The following is a 25,545-nucleotide window of genomic DNA, read 5'->3' as shown; positions in this document are numbered from 1 at the left end:
CTGCTGTGCGCACGATGGCTTCGATGTCCCTCTGATGAGACGGAGTCCGTTGTGAGACAAACCCGCCCCCGCTGGGCTGTTGCAGCCGCAACGCTCGCGATCCTCGGTGCAGGCCTGGCGGCCGGCCATGCCGAGGCAGGAATCACCCCGCAACCCACCGCCGACAACACCGCGTCGAATCCGGTCCTGGCCCAGAACGCCAACGGCTGGGGAACCCTGTCCGGCGGTACCGGCAGCCGGGTGGCAGTCAGCGGCCATCCAGTGGCGTCCTACGCCTACGACGTCACGCTGTCCGGAAGTGCGGCCGGGATCTATCTTCCGCAGCAAGCAGTGACAGCTGGTACGGCGTACACGTTCGCCGTCGACGCCAAGTCCAGTGGTCAGGTGAAGATCCAGGTCGACTGGTACGGCGCAGGCGACGCCTACCTCGGCAGCACCGAAGGCTCGGCCGTCGCGACAACCGCCTCGGCCTGGACGAAGGTATCGGCCCAGTTCACCGCCCCCGCCGGAGCCGTGAACACTCATCCGCTCGCCAGCGTCACCAGCGGCTCCGGGCACTGGCAGACCACCGCGGCCGACTACCGCACCTCCGGTGGCACTCCGCCGCCGACAGGAGGGTCCAGCGCCGCGGAGAAGTTCGGCTGGGGCACTCCGCTACCGGCCAGTGACGAGTTCAACTACACCGGCGCCCCGGACAGCACCAAGTGGAACGCCGCCGGCGAATGCTGGGCCGGTCACGCCGGCAACGGCCGCCGCTGCGCCTCGCGGTCGACCGTCGCCAACGGTTACCTCCGACAGACCGGCCTGGCCAACGGCGACTCCGCCTGGCTCGCCTCCAAGCTCAACAAGCAGTACGGCCGCTGGGAGGCGCGCATCCGGTCCAACCCGCAGGGCGCCAACAACGGACGCCAGTACCACCCGCTGCTGATCGTCTGGCCAGAGTCCGACCGCTGGCCCCAGGACGGCGAGTACGACTTCCTGGAGAACGGCGCACCCGGCCAGGCCTGCGCGGAGTCGTTCATGCACTACCCGCACAACGCCGGCATCGAGACCCAGCAGATCTTCGGCAAGGAGACGAACTGCGGCGCCGCGCTGACCGAGTGGCACAACGTCGCGCTGGAGTGGACCCCGAACTACGTGAAGGGCTTCATCGACGGCGTCCAGTGGTTCAGCTACACCGGCGGCGCGAACAGTGTCCGCCGCTGCATCCAGTGCATGCCCTCGGGCCATTTGACCATCCAGCTGGACAACTTCTACGGCGCCAACATGCAACCCGCGAGCTACGACGTCGACTGGGCACGCATCTACAACCTGTAATCCCTCCAGCTCCAACTCACAGATCGTTGCCTTAAGCAATGCCGGCTGTCGTGGTACGGCCAGTACCACGACAGCCGGCCTGCTCCTGGCGTCGGGAGTCAGCACATGGTCGGTGCCATCACCTCCTGCGGGCTGTTCCAGGTGGCGCAGCGGTACCCCGAGTGGCCGTACCAGTCGTGCCCGAACTCGTGCGCCGCGAGCAGCGCGCCGTCGCGGACACCGCCGAGGTAGAGCGCGATTCGTTGCCCTTGGCCCCAGTTGCACCCGACGATCCGGGCGCCTCCGTTGCAGTCGTTGATGTAGCCGTTGCGGCACTCGACCGGCGTACCGCTGCCCTCGGTCATGCCGGCCCACGCGGCCGCTCCGCGCCGGATGGTCGAGGCGTACGGCTGGCACGACGATGTGAGGTAGTAGCTCCGCCTGCTCGGCACCGACCAGCCGCCAGGCGGCGGCGCGAGCAGCTTGCCGAGAGCAGCCGCCGGCTGACTGAAATCAGCAACCGAGGTGCCGTGTCCCTGGCCGGCCTGGCCGTCGTCGGAGTGCCCGGTCTCGACCGTGGAACCAGCGGCCGCGACCGGGCTGTCGCGAAGCACTGTCGGTACTGCGCTGGTCGTCACCGCGGTGGCGACCAAGGCCAACACGGCTGTAGCAAGTAGCTTTCCAGACATCTGGATGCCTCCTGTGGGGCGGACGATTTCCGCCACGGTAGGAAGCCAGGTCACTCGGCGGCCAGACCCGTTCAGTCTTCGCTTTCACTTCCTCTCCCTATTCCGTTGAAGACGTGCTGGCGAAGGTAATAACTCAGCCTCCGCGTGATCAGGCCTGATTGGCATGTTCAGGCCAAAGCGGTCCTGTCGTTTCGTCCGCATCACATGCTGATCGGAACCGAGATCTTTCCCGACCGCCCAGGGAGAAATGATGAACGGATCCAGCGCTCTACCTCCACCGGCCGAACAACAGGCAGCGAATCGGCCGTCCAGGAGGCTACTGCTCAGCGCGGCAGTCGCGATCGGACTGGCGGGACCGGCCCTCGCCGTGAGGCCGGCCGAGGCTCAGGTCAAGACTCTGGAGTGCCTCGCTGATCTCGAGTGGTTCTGATGGTCGCCATCACGTGGCTCGCTGACGTACTGCGGGCCGCGGGAGTACAGGTCGTGGAGGAAGGCAACTGGCAGAGTCGCACCGCCGGTGGCACCTTCAATCCGATCGGTGTTCTGTGGCACCACACGAACGGCCCGACAACCAGTCCCAGCAATCCCGCCCCAAGCCTGAGCGTCTGCATCAACGGCCGCAGCGGGCTACCCGGCCCGCTGTGCCATGCGATGGTCGACTACAACGGCGTCTTCCACGTCATCTCGGCCAATCACGCCAACCATGCCGGAGATGCCAGGCAGAGTGGACCGATCCCCGCCGGAAGCGGGAACACAATGCTGATCGGCTGGGAGATCGACTACGTCGGAGACGATCCGGTCCGGCCGGACCAGGCGATGAGCGCGGCGCAGTACAGCGCATCGATCAAGGCGACCGCGGCGGTACTGAAGCGTCTCGGGAGAGATGCCAGTTACGCGCGCGGCCATCGGGAGACCAGCGTCACCGGGAAGATCGACCCCTCGTTCGTCGACCTCGACGCCATGCGGGCGGACGTGGCGCGGCAGCTGCAGGGCGGAGCGGACCGCCCGGTGATCGGTGACTGGAGCGGTGACGGCGTCGCAGACGTCGGTGTCTACCGTCCCAGCGAAAGCCGCTTCCACCTCCGTCGACCCGACGCCAGCACCTTCCATCTCGAGTGGGGTGCCGCCGGGGATATCCCTGTCACCGGTGACTGGACCGGGGATGGCGTCGCAGACGTCGGCATCTATCGACCTAGCGAGAGCCGCTTCCATCTCCGCCTGCCCAATGGTCAACCCAGCTACTTCCCTTGGGGCGCCGCCGGCGACATCCCGGTCACCGGCGACTGGACCGGTGACGGTGTCTGCGATCTCGGCATCTACCGTCCCAGTGAAAGCCGCTTCCACCTTCGTCTGCCCAATGGCCAACCCAGCCGCTTCGATTGGGGTGCCCCTGGCGACATCCCGGTCACCGGCGACTGGACCGGTGACGGTGTCTGCGATCTCGGCATCTACCGGCCCAGCGAAAGCCGCTTCCATCTCCGCCTGCCCAATGGCCAGCCCAGCTACTTCCCTTGGGGTGCCCCTGGCGACATCCCGGTCACGGGCGACTGGACTGGTGACGGCGTGTGCGATCTCGGCATCTACCGCCCGAGTGAAAGCCGCTTCCACCTTCGCCTACCCGATGGCCAACCCCGCTACATCTCGTACGGCATCGGCCAGTGACCGGGGGCAGCCCCGGGCGTATCGACCCCCGGGGCTGTCGACGCGATGCATCCCCTGCGCTCGAACGGCCGTCGAACGCATGGATGACTGGCGGTCACGGGGCCTCGGGGGCGGCTTGGCGGAGGTTGTCCTGGGGGATCCAGGCGATATGGCCGTCGCGGTCCCGGACTCGTCCGAGCCATTGGCCACCGTCGCGAACCCAGGCGTCCAGCTCACCCGACTCCCAGGCGGTCAGGTGCTCGACGCGTTGAGCGGGGTCGACGGTGCGTACTTCGTCGGCCGGCCGCGGTCCGTGAGCGTTGAACTGCAGGTCGAGGTCGGTCTTCAGTTGCTCGGCCGCGGCCCGTTCGAGGTTGGTGACGCGCCAGCCGTTGACGGCGCCGTCCCACACCCCGAAGGTGCCGGATCCGTCGTCTGAGAGTCGCACCGTGAACCGTCCAAGCATGGACCTACGGTAGCCCATCTTCGAACATATGTTCTAGTCTTGGGGGTGTCGACGGGAGGGGCACGGATGGGCTACAACAATCCACCGGTGAGGTGGTCGGAGCTGGAGCGTCGGCTGTCGAACCGGTCACGGCCGGGCAGTGACGGCGGCCGCCCCGCAGCCGGCGATGGTGGCGATTCCCCGGCATGGAGTCAGCATCGTGGCCCGTACGTTCCCGCCGCCGACGGTGAGTCGCCGATCGACCGAGCGGCTCGGCTCCGCGCGGAGGCAGTGCCGTATGCGGAGTTGCATGCGCATTCGACGTACTCGTTCCTCGACGGCGTGTCGCAGCCGGAGAAGCTGGTGGAGACCGCGGCCGAGCTGGGCCTGCAGGGTCTGGCGTTGACCGATCACGACGGTTTCTACGGCACGGCCCGGTTCGCCGAGGCCGCGACCGCGCACGGCGTGCCAACGGTGTTCGGCGCGGAGTTGTCGCTCGGGCTGTCGGGGCCGCAGAACGGGGTCGCGGACCCGGAAGGCAGCCATCTGCTGGTGCTGGCCGAGGGGCAGGAGGGTTATCACCGGCTCGCCGGCGCGATCACCGAAGCCCAGCTCGCGGGCGGTGAGAAGGGCCGGCCGGTGTACAACCTCGAGGAGCTGTCCGCTCGCGGTCGTGACCACTGGGTCGTACTCACCGGCTGCCGCAAAGGTGCGGTGCGGCAGGCGCTGGAGGTTGGGGGAGCGGCGGCCGGTCCGGCGGCTGCGGATCGTGAGCTCGACCGGTTGGTCGCGTTGTTCGGTGCCGATCGGGTGGTGGTCGAGCTGATCGACCATCAGCTGCCGGCTGACTCGACCCGCAACCGGATCCTTGCCGGCCTGGCCGCGGCGCGGGGGTTGGCGGTGGTGGCGACGAACAACGTGCATTACGCGAACCCGCGTGATCACCAGCTCGCTGCCGCGCTGGCCGCAGTACGGGCTCGGCGTGACCTGGACGCGATGGACGGGTGGCTGCCGCCGGCCGGGATGGCGTTCCTGCGCTCGGGTGAGGAGATGCGGCAACAGTTTCACCGGTATCCAGGTGCGGTGGAGTACTCGGTGCAGCTGGCCGAGCAGCTCGGGTTCGACCTGCGGAGGGCGAAGCCGCGGTTGCCGTTGCGGGATGTGCCGGAGGGGCAGACGCCGATGAGCTGGCTGCGGCACCTCACCTACACCGGCGCGAGCACCCGGTACGGCACCCGTGATCAGCGGCCGGACGCCTACGCGCGGCTGGATCGGGAGCTGGCGGTGATCGAGGAGCGCGGTTTCCCGGGCTACTTCCTGATCGTGTTCGACATCTGCCGGTTCGCCCGGAACAAGAGGATTCTCTATCAGGGCAGGGGATCGGCGGCGAATTCCGCGGTGTGTTACGCGTTGGAGATCACGGCGGTGGACTCCATTCTGTACGGGTTGCCGTTCGAGCGGTTCCTGGCCGCGACCCGGACCGAGGAACCGGATATCGACGTCGACTTCGATTCCGACCGGCGCGAAGAGGTGATCCAGTTCGTGTACGGCAAGTACGGGCGCCGCAACGCCGCTCAGGTCGCCAACGTCATCTCGTACCGGCCGAAGTCCGCGATCCGCGACGCGGCCAAGGCTCTCGGGTACTCCGTCGGGCAGCAGGACGCTTGGTCGAAGAACGTCGACGGCTGGTCACCCGACATCGCCGCCGGCAGCGGCGGAGACGGAGACATCCCGCCCCGCGTCGTGAACCTGGCGACCCAGTTGCTGAAGTTCCCGCGGCACCTCGGGATCCACTCCGGAGGGATGGTGCTGACCGAGCGGCCAGTGGGGGAGGTGGTGCCGATCGAGCACGCCCGCAAGGAGAATCGGACCGTACTGCAGTGGGACAAGGACGACTGTGCCTGGATGGGCCTGGTCAAGTTCGATCTGCTCGGCCTCGGCATGCTCGCCGCTCTCCAGTACTGCATTGACTTGGTGCGTGAGCACACCGGTGAGGAGTGGTCGCTGCACTCGATTCCGAAAGAAGAGGCCGGGGTCTACGACCAGCTCTGCCGTGGCGATTCGGTAGGGGTGTTCCAGGTCGAGTCCCGCGCTCAAATGGCCACTCTGCCGAGGTTGCTGCCGCGCCGATTCTACGACCTGGTCACCGAGATCGCGTTGATCCGCCCGGGCCCGATCCAGGGCGGCGCAGTGCACCCGTACATCCGGCGGCGTACCGGTGAAGAACCCATCACGTATCTGCACCCCAAGCTCGAGCCGGTGCTCGAGCGGACGCTGGGGGTGCCGTTGTTCCAGGAACAGTTGATGCAGATGGCGATGGCCGTCGGCGGGATCGACGGCGACGAGGCCGACCTGCTGCGCCGCGCGATGGGCTCCAAACGCGGCATCGAGAAGATCTCGTCGCTGAAGGCGAAGCTGCTCGACGGAATGGCCGCGAACGGGATCACCGGGGATCTCGCGTCGGAGATCTACGACAAGATCGAGGCGTTCGCGAACTTCGGGTTCGCCGAGTCGCACTCGATCAGCTTCGGGCTGCTCGTCTACACCTCGACCTGGTTCCGCCTGCACTACCCGGCCGCGTTCCTCGCCGCGTTGCTGCGGGCGCAGCCGATGGGGTTCTACTCCCCGCAATCGCTGGTCGCCGACGCCCGTCGGCACGGCGTCGAAACTCGCCGCCCCGACCTCGACCGTTCCGGCGTCAACGCCGACCTCGAGCGCCTGGTCGACGGCCAGGAACTCACCGGGCCGACCGGCGACCCGGCCTGCCTGGTCGACCCGCAACCCGTCGTCGGCCCGTTCGACCTGGATGCCCCGTTCACCACCAGCACCCACCGCCGCGACGGCGCCTACGCCGTACGGCTCGGCTTGACCGATGTCCGGTCGATCAGCGCGAAGGACGCCGAGAAGATCGTCGCCGAACGCGGCACGAACGGTCCGTACGCGTCGATGGCCGACTTGGTACGCCGTACCGGGATCACCGCCAAACAAGTCGACGCCCTCGCCACCGCCGGGGCGTTCGACTGCTTCGGCCTCGATCGACGCCAAGCGATCTGGCAGGCCGGCGCCGCGGCCGAGGAACGTCCCGGCCGACTGCCTGGCATCAGCGCGGTCGGAGCGCCGCCGATGCTGCCCGGGATGAGCGAGATCGAGACCGACATGGCCGACCTGTGGTCGACCAGCATCACCGCCACCGCCCACCCCGTCCAACGCATCCGCGGCTGGCTCCGCGACCAAAGCATCCTGTCCGCCGCCGATCTCCGCCAAGCCCGCGATGGCTCCCGGGTCCGGGTAGCCGGTGTCATCACTCACCGGCAACGGCCGGCCACCGCCTCCGGTGTCACCTTCATCAACCTCGAGGACGAAACCGGCATGTCCAACATCGTGGTGTCCATCGGCGCCTGGAACGCCAACGCCAAAACCGCCCGCACCGCGGCCGCCGTCATCGTCACCGGCCGGGTCCAACGCACGGGTCAGGTCGTCAATCTCAACGCCGAACGAATGCAGCCCCTCCCACTCGCCGCCAAGTCCAAATCCCGGGACTTCCGGTAAGGCTTATCACCAGACGAAGTCGTCGTTGGGCTTCGCCAGCGATCGCAGTTTCTCCTCGTCCGCGCTGCCGGGATCGGCGGTGAAGACGGCCAGGAACTGCGACCGGTCGGCGTCGACGACGAAGTCGCTGTTGAGTTCGAGCGGGCCTGCGTCCGGGTGGTTCAGGTGCAGCCGGGGCCAGTCCCGCTCGAAGACAGGGTGCTCGGCCCAGATCGCGGCGAAGTCCCGGCTCTTGCCGAGCAGGGTTTTCACCAACGCGTCCGCCTCCGGGGCCGACGGGTCGGCGCCGTGGGTGGCCAGTACCTCGGCCACGATCGAGCGGGCGATGATCGCGTGGTCCTCCGGTGCGTACAGCTCGCGCTCCTCAGGCTCGAGGAACCAACGGTAGGCCCAGTACCGGCGCAGGCCCCGGAAGCGGGAATGGTCGCCGAAGACGGTGACAGCCAGCCGGTTCTGGACGAGGGTCCGGCCCAGGTGGCTGCAGATCTGTGCCGGACTGTGTTCGAGTTGCCGCATAACCCGAACGAGACTGTCGGCCGGCCGGTCGTGTAGGTACTGCGGAGGGTTGGGGTAGCCGGCGATCCGGAACAAGTGGTTGCACTCGTCTCCCGACAGGCGCAAGGCCTCGGCCAGGGCATTGAGCAACTGCTCCGACGGCCGTGGGCCACGCTGCTGTTCCATCCGGCTGTAGTAGTCGGTCGACAGTCCGGCCAGCTCGGCGACCTCTTCGCGGCGCAGTCCACTCGAGCGGCGGCGGGGAGCCCGTGGCAGGCCGACGTCCTCCGGCTGTAGTTGCTCGCGGCGCGTCCGCAGGAAGTCCGCGAGCAGCGCTCGGTTCAGAGTGGGCTGGATCACAGGACAAAGTATCCCTGGTTGCCTCGGCCAACGGTTGATGTGGTTGAGCCCATGAAACGAACCCTTGTGATCACGGCGGCGATCGTGCCGCTGGCCGCGCTGATACCGGTCTCCGGCAGCTCGGCCTCGACCACCACGGCAGCCAGCACTGCCACGACCTGCTCCACCATCTCCATCAAGGCGCCGCAGGGCGCCCGGGTGGACTCGCTCTCCGCCGTAGACAAGCCCGGCGGGACGGTTGACGTCCCGCCTAACCCGCCGTTCCCGAGCGGCCCGGTTGCGGGCGTACCGGCGTACTGCGAGGTCACGGTTCAGCTGAGCCACCCTGGTGCGGGAGACCACGTGAAGACCGTGGTGTGGCTGCCGAAGACCGGCTGGAACGGCCGATTCCAGGCGCTCGGCGGTAGTGGGTACTTCGCCGGTGAGTTCGGTATCCCGTGGGCGAATGCAGTGAAGGCTGGATACGCCGTCGCCTCCACCGACGCCGGTGTCGGACCGTCCGGGTTCACCGCGGACCCCTGGGCGCTCAAGGACGGCGAGGTCAACCAGGCGCTCCTGAAGAACTTCGCGTCCCGCTCGGTGCACGAGTTGTCGATCGTGGGCAAGGCCGTCACCAACCAGTACTACGGACGCGCAGCGGCGTACTCGTACTGGACCGGCTGTTCCACCGGCGGCCGTCAGGGGTACCTGGAAGCGCAGCAGCATCCGGACGACTTCGATGGCATCCTCGCCCAGTCGCCGGCCGTCAACTGGGATCGCTGGACCGTGGGTGCGATCTGGCCGGCCGTGGTGATGAACCAGGAGAAGACGTACCCGACCGCGTGTGTGTTCGCCGAGTTCACCAAGGCCGCGGTTCAGGCCTGCGACGCCAAGGACGGCGTGCTTAACGGCGTCATCGACCAGCCGCAGAACTGCACCTGGGCACCCGATCGGCTGATCGGCAAGACCGTGCTGTGCGACGGCAAGCCGGTCGAGATCACCGCGGCCGACGCTCGCGTCGTACGCAAGATCTGGGACGGGCCGCGCGGCTACTACGGCCTGACCCGCGGTACGCCGTTCGACGGTCTGGCGACGACGCAGGCTGCCGAGCCGCACGCAGTACCGTTCATCGTGCCGGACAGTTGGGTGCGCAACTTCCTGAAGCTTGACCCGGCGTACGACACCAGCAAGCTCACCTACGCCCAGTTCGCCAAGCTGTTCCGGCAGTCGCAGGCGCAGTACAACCGCGTGATCGGTAGCGACAATCCGGATCTGTCGGCCTTCCAGCGTTCCGGCGGCAAGCTGCTGTCGTGGCACGGCCTGTCGGACTCGTTGATCCCTGCGCTGGGGACTGTCGACTATCGCAAGCGGGTCGAGCGCGAACTGGGTGGGAGCGCTCGCGTGAACGACTTCTACCGGCTCTTCCTGGCGCCGGGAGCTGGTCACTGTGGTGGCGGAATCACCCCGACGGATCCGCTGACTTCGCTGGTCACGTGGGTCGAGAAGGGTGAGGCGCCGAAGACGTTGCCAGCAGCAACTGCCGACGGAGCTGAGCAGCGGGATCTGTGTGCCTACCCGAAGGTCTCGCAGTACGTCGGACACGGTGACCCGAGGGTGGCGACCAGCTACCGCTGCAGCTGAGCCATCAGCGGTTGCGGTTCTCGAAGACGCCCTGGCTGAGCAGGGCGAGCTGCGTGCGGTTGTCACAGTCGAGCGTTGTCATCAGCCTCGACACGAGCCCTTTCACCGTTCCTTCACTGAGGTAGAGCCGGCGCGCGATCGAGGCGTTGGACAGTCCCTCGCCGAGGGCGACCAGGATCTCCCGGTCCCGATCGGGCAACCGGGCGATCCGGGGATCGAGTGGCGCCTGAGCCGGGGTCTGGAGACGCTGAAGTGTCTCGGGCGACAGCACCGATGCTCCAGTGGCCGCTGCCAGGACGAGATGGGCGAGTGCCTCGGGCGGGGTGCTTTTGAGCAGGTAGCCACTGGCGCCCACGGCCAAAGCGGCGCGAACCTGCTCGTCGGTGTCGAAGGTGGTCATCACCACGACGAACGGTGGGTTGTCGAGCTTGCGGATCTCGGCGGTGGCGCGGACGCCGTCGACGTCCGGCATCCGCAGGTCCATCAGGACCACGTCGGGCCGGTGACGCAAGACCTCTTCGACGGCTGCCGCCCCGTCCTCGGCGGTACTGATCACGTCGAGTTCGGGGCTGGCGGTCAGGATGGTCCGGAGGAACTCCAGCACCATCGGGTCGTCGTCGACCAGCAGGACCCGTACGGTCATTTCTCGGTCCGCTTCGGCAGGCGCACGCGGACAGCGTAACCGGCGGCCGTGGGGCGGGCGTCCAGTTCGCCGTCGAGAATCTCGATCCGTCGGCGCAGTGCGCTGAGTCCGGTTCCGTGGGCCGATGGTTCACCGTCTCCGGCGGCAGCCGGCGACTGGCCCGCTACGGCGCCGTCGTTGCTCACCGCAACTACCACGTCGTCGCCTATGACAACCTCTACTGCCGCAGTGCTGCCCGGCGCGTGCTTTCGAGCATTGGTGAGGCCTTCCTGGATCACCCGGTGCACGGCTCGCAGGATCGCAGGACTGAACTCGGCAGGCTCACCCGACACCGTGAAGGTGATCCGCTGTCCTGCTGCTCGGCCGTCGGCGACGAGTTCCTCAAGTGCCGCTGCGTGCATGCCTTGGGGTGTATCGGAGGCGGGGGTACGCACGGCAGTGACCAGTCCGCGCAGGTCTGCCAGTGCCGCCGTACCGAAGGCCGCGAGTTGTCGCCCTGTCTCCCGGCCAGCTGGATCGTTGGCGGTGAGGGCGAAGGAATTAGCGCGCAGGACCATCAGGGTGAGGTGGTGGCCGAGTGTGTCGTGGATCTGGGCTGCCAGTCGATCTCGGTCGCTGCCACGACGTGCTTGGTCGAGCGCCACCAGCTGGTCCTGGCGTGCGCGGCGGAGCCGGAGTGCGTAGGCGATCGTCACGGCGCCGAGGATCGGCAACACGGACCCAGCAGCCTGGACCGGGCCACGTTCAGTACCGACGACACCGACATACCCGATGGTGAACAGGCCGCAGAGCCAGAGCTGGAGAGGGGTCCGAGCGTGCTCGACAGCGCGGACTACCGACCAGGCCAAGGTGATCGGGATCCAGGCGGTGGCACCGAGGTCGAACAGGCCAGGCCACGGCGCCGGACCGGCAACCATGCCCGCGGCAACGATCGTCACGGCGATGACACCGAGGTGCGGCGAGGCGAGGGCGACCAGAGCAGTTGCGCTCAACTGGAACACGATGCCGACGATGAGCGCGGGGGAGGGCGGTCCGGGCAGGATGATCCCGATCGCGCCGCTGAACAGCGCGGCCAGCACCGAGACCGAGACGAGCACGCGCCGAACCATGGCTGCCACGGTAGCGGCTCGTCGGTACTCCGAACGCCTCACTTTCGTCCGGCGGGTCCGGACGAAAGTCAGTGCAACGGACCGGCGCGAAGTACCAGCATGGAGGTCATGATCTGGAAATCGCTCGGTGCCCTTGTCCTCGCGGCGACCACTGCCACAGTCGGCGGCCTGAGTGTGGTCGACGCGAGTCCGTCGACGCGGCCCGCGCCGGTGATCGCGACGACCGGCGGTGTGGCGCGCGGTACCAGCGACGGCTCCGTCGACCGGTTCTCCGGCATCCCGTACGCCGCGGCGCCGGTCGGCCCATTGCGCTGGAAGGCGCCGCAGCCGGCCAAGCCCTGGATCGGTGTCAAGGACGCCACCCAGCTCCCACCCGGATGCGCGCAGGCGGCGTTGCCCGGGGCAACAGAAGACTGCCTGTACCTGAACGTCACCCGGCCACACCGGCCGGCCGGGCCACGACCGGTGCTGGTCTGGATCCACGGCGGCGGCAACACCTCCGGATCGAGCGCCGAGTTCGATCCGGCCCGGATGGCCGAGCGGGGTGACGTGGTCGTGGTGACGATCAACTACCGGCTCGGTGTCTTCGGGTTCTTCGGTCTCCCGGGCCTCGCCGATTCGGGCGCGTTCGGGTTGCTGGACCAGCAGGCCGCGCTGCGCTGGGTCCACCGGAACGCCGTCTTGTTCGGCGGCGATCCCGGCAAGGTCACCATCTTCGGCGAGTCCGCAGGCGGTACCGACGTCTGCGCCAACCTCGTCTCGCCCGGAAGTCGCGGGCTGTTCCAGCGAGCCATCATGCAGAGCGGATCGTGTCTGCTCGGCGTGCCCACGTCGGTCGGTCCGGACGGCACCGTGCTCCAGGTCCGCGACGGAAGCCTGTTCAGCCCGGTGCGGACCCTCGCCGAGCGCGGACGAACAGTGGCTGCCCAAGTCGCAGGCGGCAAGTGCGCTCGTACTGCGAACCAGCTCACCTGCCTGCGCGGTCTCCCAGCGAGCCAGTTGATCGGAAACGAAGCCGGATTCGCACTGGGAGTTGGCGGGCGGTCCTTGCCCCTCGATCCGGAGGTCGCGCTGCGCACCGGCCGCTTCAACCGAGTCCCCGTCCTGTCCGGGAACACCACGGACGAGGCCCGGTTCACCACGATGTTCGTCCAGGCACTCACCGGACCGATCGATGCCGCCCGCTACCGTGCCCTGCTGCGCACCACCTTCGGCGACGACGCAGGCCGTATCGAGGCCCGGTACCCCGCCCAGGCGGACTCGGCACTCACCTTCGCGGCGGTCGACACCGACCGGGTGTTCGCCTGCCCGCAACTGGAAACGACAGCGGCGATCCGCCGCTTCACCCCGGCCTGGAGCTACGAGTTCGCCGACCGGACAGCGCCGACGTACACCCAGTTCTTCACCGACCTCCCGGCCGGCGCATCACATGCGTCCGAACTGGCCTACCTGTTCGACCTACGCACGCAAGCGCCGTACCGGGGGACTGAACCGACCGAACTCACCCAAGCTCAGCGACGACTGGGCGACCGGATGATCGGAATCTGGACCGACTTCGCGCGGACAGGCCGCGCCAACTGGCCGAAGTACGACGGGCGATTTACCCAGTCCTTGCAGCTCCACGGCAACCAGCCGGTCGATGCCGCACACGAACACCAATGCGACGTGTGGCGGTGAGGCTCGTTCGCAGCATGTGAACACCGCGTCGCCCTCACTGCGGTCGGTGCGACGAGCTGACCTGGTCCAGACCGGCCAGCACGGCGAGGAGCTCGGAGCGGCTGATGTCGTCGGTCTCTTCGATGTCGAGCCGGCGCAGGATCTGGAGTGCGGACCGAATGTTGATCCTGGCTTGATCCAGTCGTCCGGCGGCCTGTTGCGACTTGGCCAGATTGGCGTGGATCTCGGCGAGATGCGGTTGGTCGTCGAGATCGCGCGCCAGGTCGATGCCTTGCTGGTACGAACGGGAGGCGTCGTCGAAGTGCCGCAGATGTGTCTGGGCCTGGCCGATGGTGTCCCAGACGTACGATTCCAGCAGGCGATGGGTGCTGCGACCGCACAGCTCGAGTGCGCGCTGACCGGCTGTCAGTGCGTCCTCGGGACGGCCGACCCACAGATAGACCATCGCGAGCGTGTTGAGCTTCCTCGCCTCGGTCTCGTCGGTAGGGAGACGGCGTATCAGCTCGACGCTCTGCTCCAGTTGATCGACGGCTTGGTCGTACTGCCCGAGGTCGTAGTGACAGGTGGCCGCCATCTCCAGCACGTCCGCGCTGCCCTGGAGTGAGCCTTCCTGACCGAACAGCCGTGCGGCCTGCTCGAAATGCTCGATCGCGCGGTGGTTGTCGCCGAGGTGCCACCAGGCTGTGCCGACGGATTGCGCACTGTTGGCCTCCACCAGGCTGTCGGCGGTCCGGCGGGCACAGGCGAGACCTAGCTCGTGAATTCGGCGGACGTGGTGATAATCGCGCCGGAACAGGGAACCGATCGACAGCATCTGGCTGAGCTCGTAGCCGGTCCGGTCGAGCCCCATCGAGATCGCCAGCTGGATCGCCGGCAAGGCCACGGGGCGCACGGAGTCGAACCAGGCCATCGCCTGCCGGTCGTCATCGAAGTCGAGCGGGACGACGCTGTCGAGCAGCGGATCCAGGGGTGCCGACGGCTCGCCGCGGCCGCTGCCGAGCTTTCGCCGGCCGGCCCGGGCCGAGTAGATGTAGAAGCTGAACAGACGCCGTACTGCGCTGTCGCGGCCCGCCGCGTCATGCTCTTCGGCAAGCTCACCGGCGTACAGCCGAAGCAGGTCATGTTGCTCGTAACGGTCCGGGCGACGCTCCTCGAGCAGGTGGGCTTCGACCAGCCGGTTCATGAGCCGCCGTGCCTCGCTGGGGGTGATTCCTGCCAAAGCTGCCGCGGCTGGTGGGGTGATGTCAGGGGTGGGCAGGGTGCCCAGTAGCCGAAACAGCTGTGCTGACGCCGGATCCAGCGCCCGGTACGACCAGGAGAACACTGCTCGGATACCCGCCGACTCGTCGTCGAACTGGAGTGCGTCGAGTCGACTCTGCTCCTCCCGAAGCTCAGTCAGGAGTGCCGGCACCTGGTTGGGGCGGTCGCGGTCGTGATGCGAGGCAGCGATGCGGAGGGCCAGCGGTAGGTGCCCGCAGAGCTCCGCGAGCTCGGCAGGTCCTGCTTCGCCGTCCGCTGTTGCCGAGGTAGGCATCAGCCGCTCGATCAGTTCGATCGACTCGGCGGGCCTGAGCGCATCGAGGCCGATCTGGTGTGCGTCGTGATGCACAACCAGGCCGCGGAGCCGGTTGCGGCTGGTGACCAGGACCAGACTGGAGGAACCAGGTAGCAACGGCCGGACCTGGCCCGCGTTCAGTGCGTTGTCCAGCACGATCAGCATCCGCCGGTCAGCGAGGTGGGTGCGCAGTAGTGTGCTGCGCGCATCGATACTGGCCGGGATCTGGTCAACAGGAACACCCAGACCGGACAGCAGCAGGTCGAGCGCTGCACCCGGGGTCATCGGCGCACCCGGGCCGTAGCCGCGTAGGTCCAGGAAGAGCTGGCCGTCGGGAAAGCGATCGCGGACCAGGTGAGCCCAGTGGACGGCAAGCGCGGTCTTACCGACCCCGCCCGCGCCGTGCACGCCCGCGACCACGATGGGTCGTGCCCTCTGCGCACTGGGAAGGAGCCGGGTCAACGCGGCGAGGGCCTCATGACGGCCGGTGAAACACACGGTGCCCGACGGCAGTTGCTGCGGGACGCGCACCGATGCGATGGGGGAGTGGTCGTCGACCAGCAGTTCGGCGTACAGGCGTTGGAGTTCCGGTCCGGGGTCGACGCCGAGCTCGCCGGCGAGCGTCGACCGGATCGTCTCGTAGCTTTCGAGTGCCTCGGCTTGCCGCCCGGATCGGTCCAGCGCGATCAGAAGCCTGGCCCACAACGGCTCTCGCAGCGGATGCCGCGTGGTCAGCTCGCGCAGCCGAATCGTGGCCGCCGGCAACTGTCCGGCATCGATGAGTTGATCGATCAACTGCTCGGCGACCGTCAGGTAGTGCTCCACCAGGCGAGCGGACTCTGTCTGCGCCAGCCAATCCGGCCGGATTCCTTCGAAGGGCTGTCCTCGCCACAGCGCCAAGATCTCGGCAGCGGATGTCGGGTCGCCTGGTTCGCTGTTCGTCCAGCGCAGAAGCCTCAGCGCGTCCACGTTGTCCGGTTCGATCGCGAGGATGTACCCATCAGGCGCGGTGACGATGGATTCGGCGCCGATCAGCCGCCGCAGTCTGGTGACACAGGTTTGAACCGATCGCCGGACACTGACCGGCGGATCGGTACCCCAGACCGCGGCGCCGATCGTGTCCACCGACACGAACCGTCCCGCCGAGATGGCCAACACCGCAAGTAGCGCTCGCAGCCGATCGCTCGACACAGCGATCGGCTGTCCGTCGCGAAGTACCACCAGAGGTCCGAGAACTCCGACCTCGAGCCCGTTCATCGCCACCAGTCGCCCCCTCGAATCCGTACGCCGCCATTCATCGGTGACGATCGCGGCGCGACCCACAGCGACTCTAGGACTCCACGGGGCTAATCGAGCCTCGGTGGTTTCGCAGTCAACGGATCCGTTGGTCGATCAGCCGAGAGCCACCCGGAAGATCCGCTCGTTGCTGTTGTTGGGGACGCTGTCCTTGTCCCCGTTGTTGCTGGTCGTCAGCCACAGCCCGCCGCCCGGTGCCGGTTCGACCGTGCGCAACCTGCCGTAGGTCCCGGCGAGGAGGCTTTGCACGTTGGTCAGACCGCCGCCGCTGATGGTGGCGCGGTACAGGCGGCTCCCTCGCAGGCAGGAGATGTACAGAACGTCCTGCACGATGGCGATGCCGCTACAGGAGCCCTCTGCGGTGGGATAGGTCCGGATCGGTGCGCGGAAACCCGCTGTACCACAGGTGCCCGAGGTGCCCTCGCAGCTCGGCCAGCCGTAGTTGCCGCCCTTGACGATGATGTTCGTCTCGTCCATGACGGCGTTGCCGAATTCCTGCTCCCACAACCGGCCCTGCGAGTCGAAGGCGAGGCCCTGCGGGTTGCGGTGGCCGTAGCTCCAGACCCTGTTGCCGAACGGGTTGTCGGACGGCACGCTGCCGTCGGCGTTGATCCGCAGGATCTTGCCGCTGAGGTTGTTGAGGTCCTGCGCCCAGTCGCCGTTCTGGCCGTCGCCGGTCGAGACGTACAGCTTGCCGTCCGGGCCGAACCGCAGCCGTCCGCCGTTGTGGAACTTGTTGCGGGCGATCCCGTTGACCAGCACCTGCGGAGACCCACTCAGGAGACCGTTGAGGTAGCGAATCCGTACGACGCGGTTGTCGGTGGGGCTGGTGTGCATGACGTACAACCAGGGGTCGCTGCTGAAGTTCGGCGCGATGGCGATCCCGAGCAGACCACCCTCGCCGTCGGTGCTCTGCACGTTCGGGACCTGCCCGATACTGGTCTTGCTGCCGTTGGCGGGATCGAGCCGCACGATGTTCTGGGCGTCACGACGGCTGTAGAGCAGTTGCCCGTCCGGCAACGTCGTGACACCCCAGGGGATGTCGTTGTCCGTGGCGAGCTGACTGACCGAACAGATCGCGCTGCCACACGACGCACCGGTCGTGACAGCCACCAGGTTGCTGCGGGGTGAGACGTTCGATTGCGCGTCCCGCGCGACCACGTAGTACTCGTACCGCGTGTTGGCGGCCAGACCGCTGTCGGCGAAGATCGTCGTCGTACCGCTGACCGAACCGGCCTTCGCCGTACCCCTGAAGATGTCGTAGCCGGTGACCCCGACGTTGTCGGTCGATGCGGTCCAGCGCAGATTGACGGTCGTACCACTGGCCGTGCCGGTCAGGCCGCCAGGAGCGGTCGGCGGCTGGTTGTCAGCCTGACAGGGCGGGATTGCGATCGTGGCGGTGTTGCTGGCCTGGGAGACGTTGCCGGCAGCATCGCGGGCGTTGACGTACAGGCCCCAGGTCGCGTTCGCCACCACGCTCAGCTGCGTCGAGACGGTGCTGCCGGACACCGACTTCATCAGCTGCCCGTCGTGGTAGATGTCGTACGAGGTGACGCCGACGTTGTCGGTCGAAGCGTTCCAGGCCAACGTGACCGAGTTGCAGGTCAAATTGCTGGTACGAGCGTTGCCGGGTGCGGTGGGTGCCTGGCTGTCCGCGCCGCCCTGCGTCCAGCGCTGGTTGGACCCGCCGTTGCAGGTCCACAACTGAACCACGGAGCCGGGCGCAGTACCGGCGGCCACGACATCGAGGCAGAGCCCCGAGTTGGTCGCGGTGATCGTGCCGTTGGCATTGAGACGGAACTTCTGGTTCGTCCCGCCGTGGCAGGTGTAGCTGCTGACCGCCGTCGGGGCGGTCGTACCACCGGCCTTGGCATCGAGGCAGCGAGTGCCGTCGAAGGTCCGCATCTCACCGGCCGCGGTGAAGTCCCAACTCTGATGACTACCTGCATGACAGGTCCAGATCTGGATGGGTGTGCCCGGCGTCGTACTCGCGTCCTTGACGTCCAGACACAACCCCGACCCGGCGCCAACCACGGGGTTGCCGATCGCGGCCGTAGCCGGTCCGCTGAAGATCAGAAATGTCCCTATCATCGCCGCAACCAGCAACAGCACGCCGACGGGCCGCAGTTGACGGTTCGGCCCGCCTTTGCGCAAGCGTCGCGTGCTCGGATGACTCGCTTCGTTGGTCATGTGCTCTCCTCGGGGGCGGTGCGAGGGGCCGGCTCGATGGACGCAGCCGGCAGATCACTAAGCAGCATGACAGTTCACGAGGACAATGCGGACGGTTGCCCCTCGTACCTTCTTGACCTTGATGAAGCCTGATCGTCTGAGGGCCGCGTAGGCCGCCTCGATGGTTCGCCGGTCACTTCCGGTCGTCGTGGCCAGTTCGTTCTCGGACGGAAGCATGTCGCCCGGGAGAAACTCGCCTTCGTGAATTCGGTACTGGAGATCGGCGGAGAAGGCCTTGGCGAGCGGCTGACCCTCGTTGAAAGGGATGTACTGACCGGCCAGAACGCCCACTACCGGAGGCTCGGTCGCGGCGAAACGCGCGCAGGTGTCGAAGATCGGGCAGCGGGTTCGGCACTGCTGGACGAGCTCGCGGATGGTTTTGAGCGGGGTCTCCTCGTCGGCGTCCCAGTCGGACGGGTCGCGGCGGCAAGGGGTGGGCTCGACCATGGCGTCGTACAGGTCGTGGGCAGTGGAGTCGATCATGCGCGTGTGGTGGCGCCCCAGTCGTGGGCGGGGACGTCGCGGATGTGTTCGGTGAATTCCCAGAGGTGGTTCTCGTGGTCGTGGGCGAGGTACTGGCGTAGGCCCCAGGGTTTGTCGCGGGGTTCGTGGAGGACGCGAGCGCCTTCGGAGACCGAGGTGGCGTAGTGCTTGTCGACGTTGTCGACCCAGACGATCAGTTGGGCTGCAGCGGGTACGCCGGGCGAGGGGATGGTGAGGCGGTCGCCTGCTTTGGCGAGCATGACGACGCCGTTGCCGGTGTCGAGGTCGGCGTGGTGGACGGTGCCGTCGACTGTTTGGCGGAGTAGTTCGCGGAAGCCGAAGACTCGGGTGAGCCAGTTGATGGCGGTTGGTATGTCGGTGTAGGCGAGTTCGACGACTACGCCGGGGAATCCAGCGGCGGGGTTGTACACCGGTACCTCCCGGTCAGGTCAGTGGGTGGCCGGCGCGCGAGGGCCGGCCACCGGGTGGCTTCAGTGGGTGAGCAGGGGAGTGGCGGGGACGTGGCCGCGGAGGGAGTAGGGGTCGAGTACGTCGTCGGGGTGGCACTCGATCGAGAGCTTGGTGCCGAGGCCGAGTTCTGTCGCGGCCTTCATGATCACGTCGAGGGCCAGGTGGTCTTCGAAGGCGACGCCGGTGGAGTCGAAGACGGTCAGGGACTCGCGGTGGTGGGCCCATTCCTCGGGGTGTGCGCACAGGTAGGCCAGGGAGGGGCCGATCTCGTCTTCGGCCAGTTGCTGGCATTCGCCTTCCTGGCGGGCCTGTTCGCGGTGGTCGACGCAGACCAGGGCGCGGCGCAGGAGGCTGACGGGGAGTTCGGTCTTGCCGATCTCGTCGGCGCCGAGGGAGTTGATGTGCAGGTGGGGGCGATGATCGCCGTCCGGGAAGACGGGGCCTGCTCCGACGGGGACGGAGGTCGCCGTGCACAGGACATCGGACTGGGCCAGGATGCGTTCCGGGGAGGCGAGTTCGATGTCGAGTCCGAGGAAGGCAGCGCGGGCGACGAAGCTCTTGGCGTGGGCGTCTTCGATGTCGTGGACGAGCACCTGCTGGATGTCCATCACCAGGCTCAAGCCGTGAAGTTGGGTGACGGCCTGGGCACCGGTGCCGATCAGGCCGACGACCTGTGAGTCGGGGTGCGCGAGGCGTCGGGTCGCGACGGCGCTGGCTGCTCCGGTGCGAAGTGCGGTGAGTAGTACGCCGTCGGTGAGCGCGACCAGCCGGCCGGTGTTGTCGTCGATCCGGGCGACGGTGCCGAGGATGGTCGGCAGGTCGTGGTCGTCGACGTTGTGGGGGCTGTAGGAGACGGTCTTGACGGTCACCCCGAGGTCGGGGTCGCGGTGCGGCATGATCTCGATGACGCCGGGGATGTCACCGGTTCTGGTGAAGCCTGAGCGCATGGGCGACTCGGCGCGACGGCCGTGGCCGAGCTCGGTGAAGCCGTCTTCGAGCGTGGCGATCAGGCGCTGCATCAGCGCGTCCCGTCCGACGACGTTGAGCAGCCGCACCATGTCGTCCTGGCAGAGCAGCCAGGTGTCCATCAAGATCACTCCTCTGGTTGGTGTCGAAAGTCAGGACGTCCGGCGGGCGGCCAGGGCGCGCAGGGCGACCTTGTCGGCCTTGCCCACCGGAGTGCGGGGCAGTTCGGCAACCGGCACGAGCTTGTCCGGGATCTTGTAGGTGGCCAGGCCACGGTCGCGCAGGAAGGCCTTCAGGGCGGGGAGTTCGACGGTCTCGTCCCGCAGTACGACGAAGGCGTACGTGCGCTCGCCCAGGGTGGCGTCCTCGACTCCGATCACCGCGGCATCGCGGACGCCGGGGTGTGCGACCAGTTGTTCTTCGACGTCCTCGGCGGGCACCTTGTCGCCGGCCCGGTTGATCACGTCCTTGAGCCGGCCGACCACGACGATGTTGCCGTCCGGGCCGCGTCGTACCAGGTCGCCGGTGCGGAAGAACCCGTCCGGGGTGAAGGACCCGACGTTCTGCTGCTCGGCCCGGTAATAGCCACGAATGGTGTAAGGGCCGCGAGTGATCAGCTCGCCGTCGACATTGTCCGGTACTTCGTTGCCGTTGTCATCGATGACTCTGATCTCGTCGTGCGGCGCCATCGGGCGGCCCTCGGTGTTGAGGATCACCTCGTCCGGGTCGTCGAGCCGGGTGTAGGTGAGCAGCCCCTCGCCGACACCGAACCACTGACTCAGCTCGCAGTTCAGGAACTTGCGGGCCTCCTCGGCCTGTCCGGGGGTGAGCTTCGAACTGCCGATCTGCAAGTGCACCGTGGACAGGTCGACCGGAGTTCGTTGCGCATGGTCGATCCACAGCCGCACCGTCGCGGGGACGAGCGTCGTGAAAGTGACCCGCTCCTCGCGGATCAGGTCGAACAGCTCAGCCGGCCGAGGGGTCGAGGCGAGCACCACCTTGCCACCGACCAGCAACGTGCCGAACAGCCCAGGACAGCCGAGCGCGGAGTTGTGCGCGACCGGGTTCACAGCCAGGTACGTCGAACCGCTGTCGACCCGCAGCGCCGCCGCGCTCGCCAGCATGTTGTACGCGTAGTCGTCATGGGTCCGGGGGATCAACTTCGGCAGGCCCGTCGTCCCGCCCGACAACAGGAACAGCGCGGGCTCTGACGGATCAACGACCGGATACTGCGTCTCAGGAGCGTTGTCGCCGAGCTCATCAGCGATCACCAAATGCTCCACGCCCGGCACGTCGTGCTGCACCTCACGCGCGAGTTCCCGGTAGTCGAAGCCGCGGAACTCGCTCATCACGACCAGCGCGACGGCGCCGGAGTGGGAACACAGGTGCACGAGCTCGTGCTTGCGATGCCCGGGCAACGCCATCACCGGAATCGCGCCCAGCCGGAACAACGCGAGAACGACCGTCGCGAACTCAGGGACGTTGGGCAGCTGGACGACGACCCGGTCGAGCGGGCCGATGCCACGACTCGCGAACTCTCGCGCCACGAGGTCCGCCCGCACGGCGAGTTCGGCGTACGTCAGCCGTTGCTCGCCGCACACGATGGCGACCTTGTCGGCGAATGCGGCGCACGCCTCCTGCAGCAGCTCGCCGAGCGGCCGCCCTTGCCAGTAGCCCTGGCGGCGGTAGTGCTCGGCGAGTTCGTCGGGCCAGGGTACGCAGCCTTCGAGCATCTCGGCTCCCGATCAGACTAGAGATCGAACGTGGGTCAGCGGTGTCAAAGGACATCGGTTCTTCACCGTCGGGCATCAGCCGCCGCACGCCAACCGTGCTGACAGAGACGCGACAGGAGTCCCTTGTGGGCTTGGCGAATCGCCCTGGCCCTGTCCGGTTTCTGTCAGCCTGGTGGCCGCGGATCGCAGGCTTTCCTAGGATCCCCGGCAGGTGAGGTGTCCGTTTTCTCGCGCCGACTGATCCAAGGAGTGAACCCTTGTCCACCACGGTTCCGGAGTTGTTCGAGTCGACAGTTGCCCGATTCCCCGATCAGCCGGCGGTGATCTTCGGTGACAGGAGTTCGAGCTACGCCGAGTTGAACGCGCGGGCGAACCAGCTGGCCAGACGGTTCGTGGCCCTAGGGATCGGGCCGGACTCGCTGGTCGCGGTCGCGGTACCGCGGTCGGACGAGCTGATCACGGTGCTCCTTGCCGTGTTGAAGGCCGGCGGGGCGTATCTTCCGCTCGACCCGACCTATCCCGCTGATCGGCTGGCGTACATGATCGCCGACGCGAGTCCCGCTCTCCTGGTCCGGACCAGCGAGGTCTCCAGCCTGAGCGATGAACTGGCGGAGTACGTGGTCGACGAGCCCGAACTGCAGGCGGACAGGCAGCAGGAGGCGACCGGTGACCTCACGGACGCCGACCGGTTGTCGCCGCTGTACGCGTCGCACTTGATGTACGTGATCTACACATCGGGCTCGACCGGTACGCCGAAGGGCGTGGCCGTGAGTCACGCGGGTACGGCGGACATGATCGCCACCCACGCGGACAGAATCAGCCCCGGTCCTGGCGATCGTGTCCTGCAATGGGCATCGATCAGTTTCGACGCGGCGTTCTGGGACATCACGCTCGCGCTGCTGTCCGGCGCGGCCTTGGTGATGGCAGCCGCGGACGATGTCCTGCCCGGTGATCCGTTGCGGGACACGCTGCTCAAGTACGAGGTCACCCACGCGACCCTTCCGCCGGTGGCGTTGAGCGTCACCGATGCCGAGGGTGTGCTCGTTGGTGGCACCGTGATGTCGACCGGAGATGCCTGTACGCCGACTCTGGTCCGCAAGTGGGCGCCCGGGCGTCGGCTGTTCAACGGCTACGGGCCGACCGAGGTGACCGTAGGGTCGACGCTCAGCGGCCCGGTGGATCCTGCCGACGACGAGATCACCATCGGCACAGCCTGGACCGGCGAGACGGTGCAGGTGCTCGACGATCGTCTCCAGGTGGTTGCCGGTGGCACCGAAGGTGAGTTGTACCTGGCCGGCCCGGGCGTGGCCCGTGGCTACCTCAATCGACCGGGCATCACCGCGACTCGCTTCGTGGCCGATCCGCAGGGCGAGCCCGGCAGCCGGATGTATCGGTCGGGTGACCGTGGCTCACGTCGTACGGACGGGGAGTTGTTGTTCGCGGGCCGTGCCGATGCCCAGGTGAAGGTTCGTGGCTTCCGGGTCGAGCTGGGAGAGGTCGAAGCGGCTCTGGCTGGTCACCCGGCCGTTGCGCTCGCAGTCGCCGCGGTGGAGGGCGACCTGGCCGACGCTCGCGTGGTCGCCTATGTGACGACCTCACCGGGTCAGCAGATCACCGCCCCTGAGTTGCGCCACCACGTCGGCCTGTCGTTGCCGGACCACATGGTTCCGTCGACGGTCACCTTGCTGGACCACCTCCCGACCACGTCGAACGGGAAGATTGACCGGGCAGCCCTGCGGACCGAGACCGCCGAACCTGTCGCCCGGCAGCACACCTGGCAGGAAGGCACGCCGTACGACGAGGTGCTCTGCGGCTTCGTCGCCGAACTGCTGGACCTGCCGGTGGTGACGTCCGACCAGAACTTCTTCGAGATCGGCGGACACTCGGTGCTGGCGACGAAGCTGGCCGGCCGGATCCGTCAGGACCTCGGGATCAAGGTTCCGATGCGGTCGCTGTTCGAGGCGACCAGCATCGCGGAGCTCGCACTGGTGGTCGAGAAGGCCGCCTGACCGGCGGCTACGGCCTGCTCACCGGAAGACGGTGGGCAGGCTGCTGTAGCCGAAGAGGAAGTTCGAGTAGATCCGCGGCGGCGTGCCGGCCAGTTCGATCGTTTGCACCGACTCCGCGAGCGCGGACAACAGCGCCCGCAGCTCGGCCCGGCCGAGGAACGCGCCGACACAGAAGTGCGGCCCGTGGCCGAAGGTGAGGTGCTTGTTCGGCTGCCGGGCCAAATCGAAGTCGCGCGGATTGCTGAACACCGTCTCGTCGTCGTTGGCCGAGGTGTTCCACAGGGACACGATGTCGCCGGCCCGGATCGGCTGGCCCGCGATCTCCAGGTCGGCGACCGCGGTCCGGGCGAAGTGCATCGCGGGGGTGACCCAGCGCAGTACTTCTTCGACCGCACCTTCGAGGGAGACCGCGCCGGCTCGCAGCGCGGCCCACTGACCGGGGTTCTCGGCCAGTGCCTTGACCGCTCCGATGGCCGACATCCGCGATGACTCGTCGCCGCCGAGGATCAGGCTGTAGCAGTTCAGCGCGACTTCCTCGTCGCTGAGCAGTTCGCCGTCGACCTGGGTGGTCGCGATCATCGTGATCACGTCGTCGCCGGGGTTGTCCCGCCGGTACTTCGCCAGATCCATGAAGTAGGCAACGATGTCGTTGCGGGCGATCAGCGAGTCCAGTTCGTCGGCCTCCTCGGAGTCCGTGGACAGCGCGAGCTTGTTCCATTTGAGCAGCTCGGCGCGGTCACCGTCCGGGATCGAGAGCAGGTCGCAGATCGTCGTCAGCGGGATGTGTTCGGCGACCTCGGTGGCGAAGTCGAAGGAACCCAGCTCGGTCACGTCGGCGACCAGCCGGCGGGTGCGTTGCTCGACTCGTTCGACCACCGGCCCGAGGACCCTGGGGGAGAACGCACGCAGCATGAGGTTCCGCAGCTGCTGGTGGCGTGGGCGATCCGTGACGGCGAGCATCTTGCCGCCGGCGGAGTCGTTGCCGTGCAGCAGGATGTCGAGAACGGTGCCGCGGGCCGAGCTCAGCTGCTTGGCGTTGCCGTAGGCGGACTGGATGTCGGAGAACCGGGTGACGACCCAGAAGCCGGGTAACCCGTCGGGGGAGTCGTGCCAGTAGATGGGATGCTCCGGCCGGACCTGCTGCCAGTAGTCGCGGGCGTCGTGCCGGACGAAGGTCGCCGGATCCGTGAGATCGAGAAACTCGACGGGACTCATCTGCGACTCCTTCGACCGAACCATGGATGCGGGCAGCAACCGACAGCCTGACAAGGAGGTTCGG

The 25,545-nt window shown here is 67.4% G+C and carries 18 protein-coding genes; 6 read left to right on the top strand and 12 right to left on the bottom strand.

The features are described 5' to 3' along the window. Window positions 1-51: 51 nt before the first annotated feature. Window positions 52-1,317, top strand: a complete 1,266-nt coding sequence (locus tag AB0P21_RS39610) for a family 16 glycosylhydrolase (RefSeq protein ID WP_363704376.1) — start codon at window positions 52-54, stop codon at window positions 1,315-1,317. A 98-nt stretch (window positions 1,318-1,415) separates the two neighbouring features. On the opposite strand, the gene AB0P21_RS39605 is transcribed toward AB0P21_RS39610, so the two are convergent. Then, a complete protein-coding gene (locus tag AB0P21_RS39605) occupies window positions 1,416-1,985 on the bottom strand; it encodes a hypothetical protein (protein ID WP_363704374.1) in 570 nt (189 codons plus the stop codon). A gap of 483 nt (window positions 1,986-2,468) precedes the next feature. Between AB0P21_RS39605 and AB0P21_RS39600 the strand changes: the two genes are divergently transcribed. Then, window positions 2,469-3,647, top strand: coding sequence for an N-acetylmuramoyl-L-alanine amidase (locus AB0P21_RS39600; protein WP_363704372.1), 1,179 nt, complete (start codon window positions 2,469-2,471; stop codon window positions 3,645-3,647). Window positions 3,648-3,741: 94 nt separating this feature from the next. Here AB0P21_RS39600 and AB0P21_RS39595 read toward each other — a convergent pair whose 3' ends face one another. Then, the gene (locus AB0P21_RS39595; RefSeq protein WP_363704370.1) at window positions 3,742-4,092 is read right to left on the bottom strand and encodes a hypothetical protein; all 351 of its coding nucleotides are present in this window, start codon (window positions 4,090-4,092) and stop codon (window positions 3,742-3,744) included. A 66-nt stretch (window positions 4,093-4,158) separates the two neighbouring features. Between AB0P21_RS39595 and AB0P21_RS39590 the strand changes: the two genes are divergently transcribed. Next, window positions 4,159-7,620: an error-prone DNA polymerase gene (locus tag AB0P21_RS39590; protein WP_363704368.1), complete on the top strand. Its 3,462-nt coding sequence runs from the start codon at window positions 4,159-4,161 to the stop codon at window positions 7,618-7,620. A gap of 6 nt (window positions 7,621-7,626) precedes the next feature. Here AB0P21_RS39590 and AB0P21_RS39585 read toward each other — a convergent pair whose 3' ends face one another. After that, complete coding sequence (locus AB0P21_RS39585) at window positions 7,627-8,475, bottom strand: helix-turn-helix transcriptional regulator (protein WP_363704366.1); 849 nt, start codon at window positions 8,473-8,475, stop codon at window positions 7,627-7,629. Between the two features lie 51 nt (window positions 8,476-8,526). On the opposite strand from AB0P21_RS39585, the gene AB0P21_RS39580 reads away from it, so the two are divergent. After that, window positions 8,527-10,095 (top strand): tannase/feruloyl esterase family alpha/beta hydrolase, encoded by a 1,569-nt coding sequence (locus tag AB0P21_RS39580; protein WP_363704364.1) that lies wholly within the window; start codon window positions 8,527-8,529, stop codon window positions 10,093-10,095. A gap of 4 nt (window positions 10,096-10,099) precedes the next feature. On the opposite strand, the gene AB0P21_RS39575 is transcribed toward AB0P21_RS39580, so the two are convergent. Further along, window positions 10,100-10,738 carry a response regulator transcription factor gene (locus AB0P21_RS39575; protein WP_363704362.1) on the bottom strand — a complete coding sequence of 213 codons (639 nt, stop codon included), beginning with the start codon at window positions 10,736-10,738 and terminating at the stop codon, window positions 10,100-10,102. Beyond that, window positions 10,735-11,847, bottom strand: coding sequence for a histidine kinase (locus AB0P21_RS39570; RefSeq protein WP_363704360.1), 1,113 nt, complete (start codon window positions 11,845-11,847; stop codon window positions 10,735-10,737). The genes AB0P21_RS39575 and AB0P21_RS39570 overlap by 4 nt, the downstream gene beginning before the upstream one ends. Before the next feature lie 108 nt (window positions 11,848-11,955). Between AB0P21_RS39570 and AB0P21_RS39565 the strand changes: the two genes are divergently transcribed. Continuing rightward, entirely contained in the window at window positions 11,956-13,524 is a 1,569-nt protein-coding gene (locus tag AB0P21_RS39565) for a carboxylesterase family protein (protein ID WP_363704358.1), read from the top strand. A gap of 34 nt (window positions 13,525-13,558) precedes the next feature. Here the strand turns inward: AB0P21_RS39565 and AB0P21_RS39560 are convergent, their stop codons facing one another. From AB0P21_RS39560 to AB0P21_RS39535, 6 genes are all read right to left on the bottom strand, one after another. Continuing rightward, on the bottom strand, window positions 13,559-16,336 hold the full coding sequence (locus tag AB0P21_RS39560) for a BTAD domain-containing putative transcriptional regulator (protein ID WP_363704466.1): 2,778 nt from the start codon (window positions 16,334-16,336) through the stop codon (window positions 13,559-13,561). A gap of 135 nt (window positions 16,337-16,471) precedes the next feature. Next, entirely contained in the window at window positions 16,472-18,565 is a 2,094-nt protein-coding gene (locus tag AB0P21_RS39555) for a PQQ-dependent sugar dehydrogenase (protein WP_363704357.1), read from the bottom strand. A 57-nt stretch (window positions 18,566-18,622) separates the two neighbouring features. Continuing rightward, window positions 18,623-19,087, bottom strand: coding sequence for a GntR family transcriptional regulator (locus AB0P21_RS39550; RefSeq protein ID WP_363704355.1), 465 nt, complete (start codon window positions 19,085-19,087; stop codon window positions 18,623-18,625). Continuing rightward, complete coding sequence (locus AB0P21_RS39545; protein ID WP_363704353.1) at window positions 19,084-19,518, bottom strand: VOC family protein; 435 nt, start codon at window positions 19,516-19,518, stop codon at window positions 19,084-19,086. The genes AB0P21_RS39550 and AB0P21_RS39545 overlap by 4 nt, the downstream gene beginning before the upstream one ends. 60 nt (window positions 19,519-19,578) lie before the next feature. Next, the gene (locus AB0P21_RS39540) at window positions 19,579-20,646 is read right to left on the bottom strand and encodes an ornithine cyclodeaminase family protein (RefSeq protein WP_363704351.1); all 1,068 of its coding nucleotides are present in this window, start codon (window positions 20,644-20,646) and stop codon (window positions 19,579-19,581) included. Window positions 20,647-20,676: 30 nt separating this feature from the next. Further along, complete coding sequence (locus AB0P21_RS39535) at window positions 20,677-22,257, bottom strand: AMP-binding protein (protein ID WP_363704349.1); 1,581 nt, start codon at window positions 22,255-22,257, stop codon at window positions 20,677-20,679. A 257-nt stretch (window positions 22,258-22,514) separates the two neighbouring features. On the opposite strand from AB0P21_RS39535, the gene AB0P21_RS39530 reads away from it, so the two are divergent. Further along, entirely contained in the window at window positions 22,515-24,266 is a 1,752-nt protein-coding gene (locus AB0P21_RS39530) for a non-ribosomal peptide synthetase (protein ID WP_363704347.1), read from the top strand. An 18-nt stretch (window positions 24,267-24,284) separates the two neighbouring features. Here the strand turns inward: AB0P21_RS39530 and AB0P21_RS39525 are convergent, their stop codons facing one another. Next, complete coding sequence (locus AB0P21_RS39525) at window positions 24,285-25,481, bottom strand: cytochrome P450 (RefSeq protein ID WP_363704345.1); 1,197 nt, start codon at window positions 25,479-25,481, stop codon at window positions 24,285-24,287. Window positions 25,482-25,545 lie beyond the last annotated feature (64 nt).

Origin of the sequence: Kribbella sp. NPDC056861 (assembly GCF_040687575.1) — a bacterium.
GTDB lineage: Bacteria > Actinomycetota > Actinomycetes > Propionibacteriales > Kribbellaceae > Kribbella.
Note: the sequence above shows the minus strand (reverse complement) of the source record. Positions and strands in the feature narration are given on the sequence as shown.

Excerpts from the sequence above, each read along its gene's own strand:
- AB0P21_RS39535 (WP_363704349.1), bottom strand. The coding sequence starts at position 22,257 with ATGCTCGAAGGCTGCGTACCCTGGCCCGACGAACTCGCCGAGCACTAC.
- AB0P21_RS39565 (WP_363704358.1), top strand. The coding sequence starts at position 11,956 with ATGATCTGGAAATCGCTCGGTGCCCTTGTCCTCGCGGCGACCACTGCC.
- AB0P21_RS39580 (WP_363704364.1), top strand. The coding sequence starts at position 8,527 with ATGAAACGAACCCTTGTGATCACGGCGGCGATCGTGCCGCTGGCCGCG.
- AB0P21_RS39550 (WP_363704355.1), bottom strand. The coding sequence starts at position 19,087 with ATGATCGACTCCACTGCCCACGACCTGTACGACGCCATGGTCGAGCCC.
- AB0P21_RS39590 (WP_363704368.1), top strand. The coding sequence starts at position 4,159 with ATGGGCTACAACAATCCACCGGTGAGGTGGTCGGAGCTGGAGCGTCGG.
- AB0P21_RS39575 (WP_363704362.1), bottom strand. The coding sequence starts at position 10,738 with ATGACCGTACGGGTCCTGCTGGTCGACGACGACCCGATGGTGCTGGAG.
- AB0P21_RS39540 (WP_363704351.1), bottom strand. The coding sequence starts at position 20,646 with ATGGACACCTGGCTGCTCTGCCAGGACGACATGGTGCGGCTGCTCAAC.
- AB0P21_RS39555 (WP_363704357.1), bottom strand. The coding sequence starts at position 18,565 with ATGACCAACGAAGCGAGTCATCCGAGCACGCGACGCTTGCGCAAAGGC.
- AB0P21_RS39570 (WP_363704360.1), bottom strand. The coding sequence starts at position 11,847 with ATGGTTCGGCGCGTGCTCGTCTCGGTCTCGGTGCTGGCCGCGCTGTTC.
- AB0P21_RS39525 (WP_363704345.1), bottom strand. The coding sequence starts at position 25,481 with ATGAGTCCCGTCGAGTTTCTCGATCTCACGGATCCGGCGACCTTCGTC.
- AB0P21_RS39560 (WP_363704466.1), bottom strand. The coding sequence starts at position 16,336 with ATGAACGGGCTCGAGGTCGGAGTTCTCGGACCTCTGGTGGTACTTCGC.
- AB0P21_RS39605 (WP_363704374.1), bottom strand. The coding sequence starts at position 1,985 with ATGTCTGGAAAGCTACTTGCTACAGCCGTGTTGGCCTTGGTCGCCACC.
- AB0P21_RS39595 (WP_363704370.1), bottom strand. The coding sequence starts at position 4,092 with ATGCTTGGACGGTTCACGGTGCGACTCTCAGACGACGGATCCGGCACC.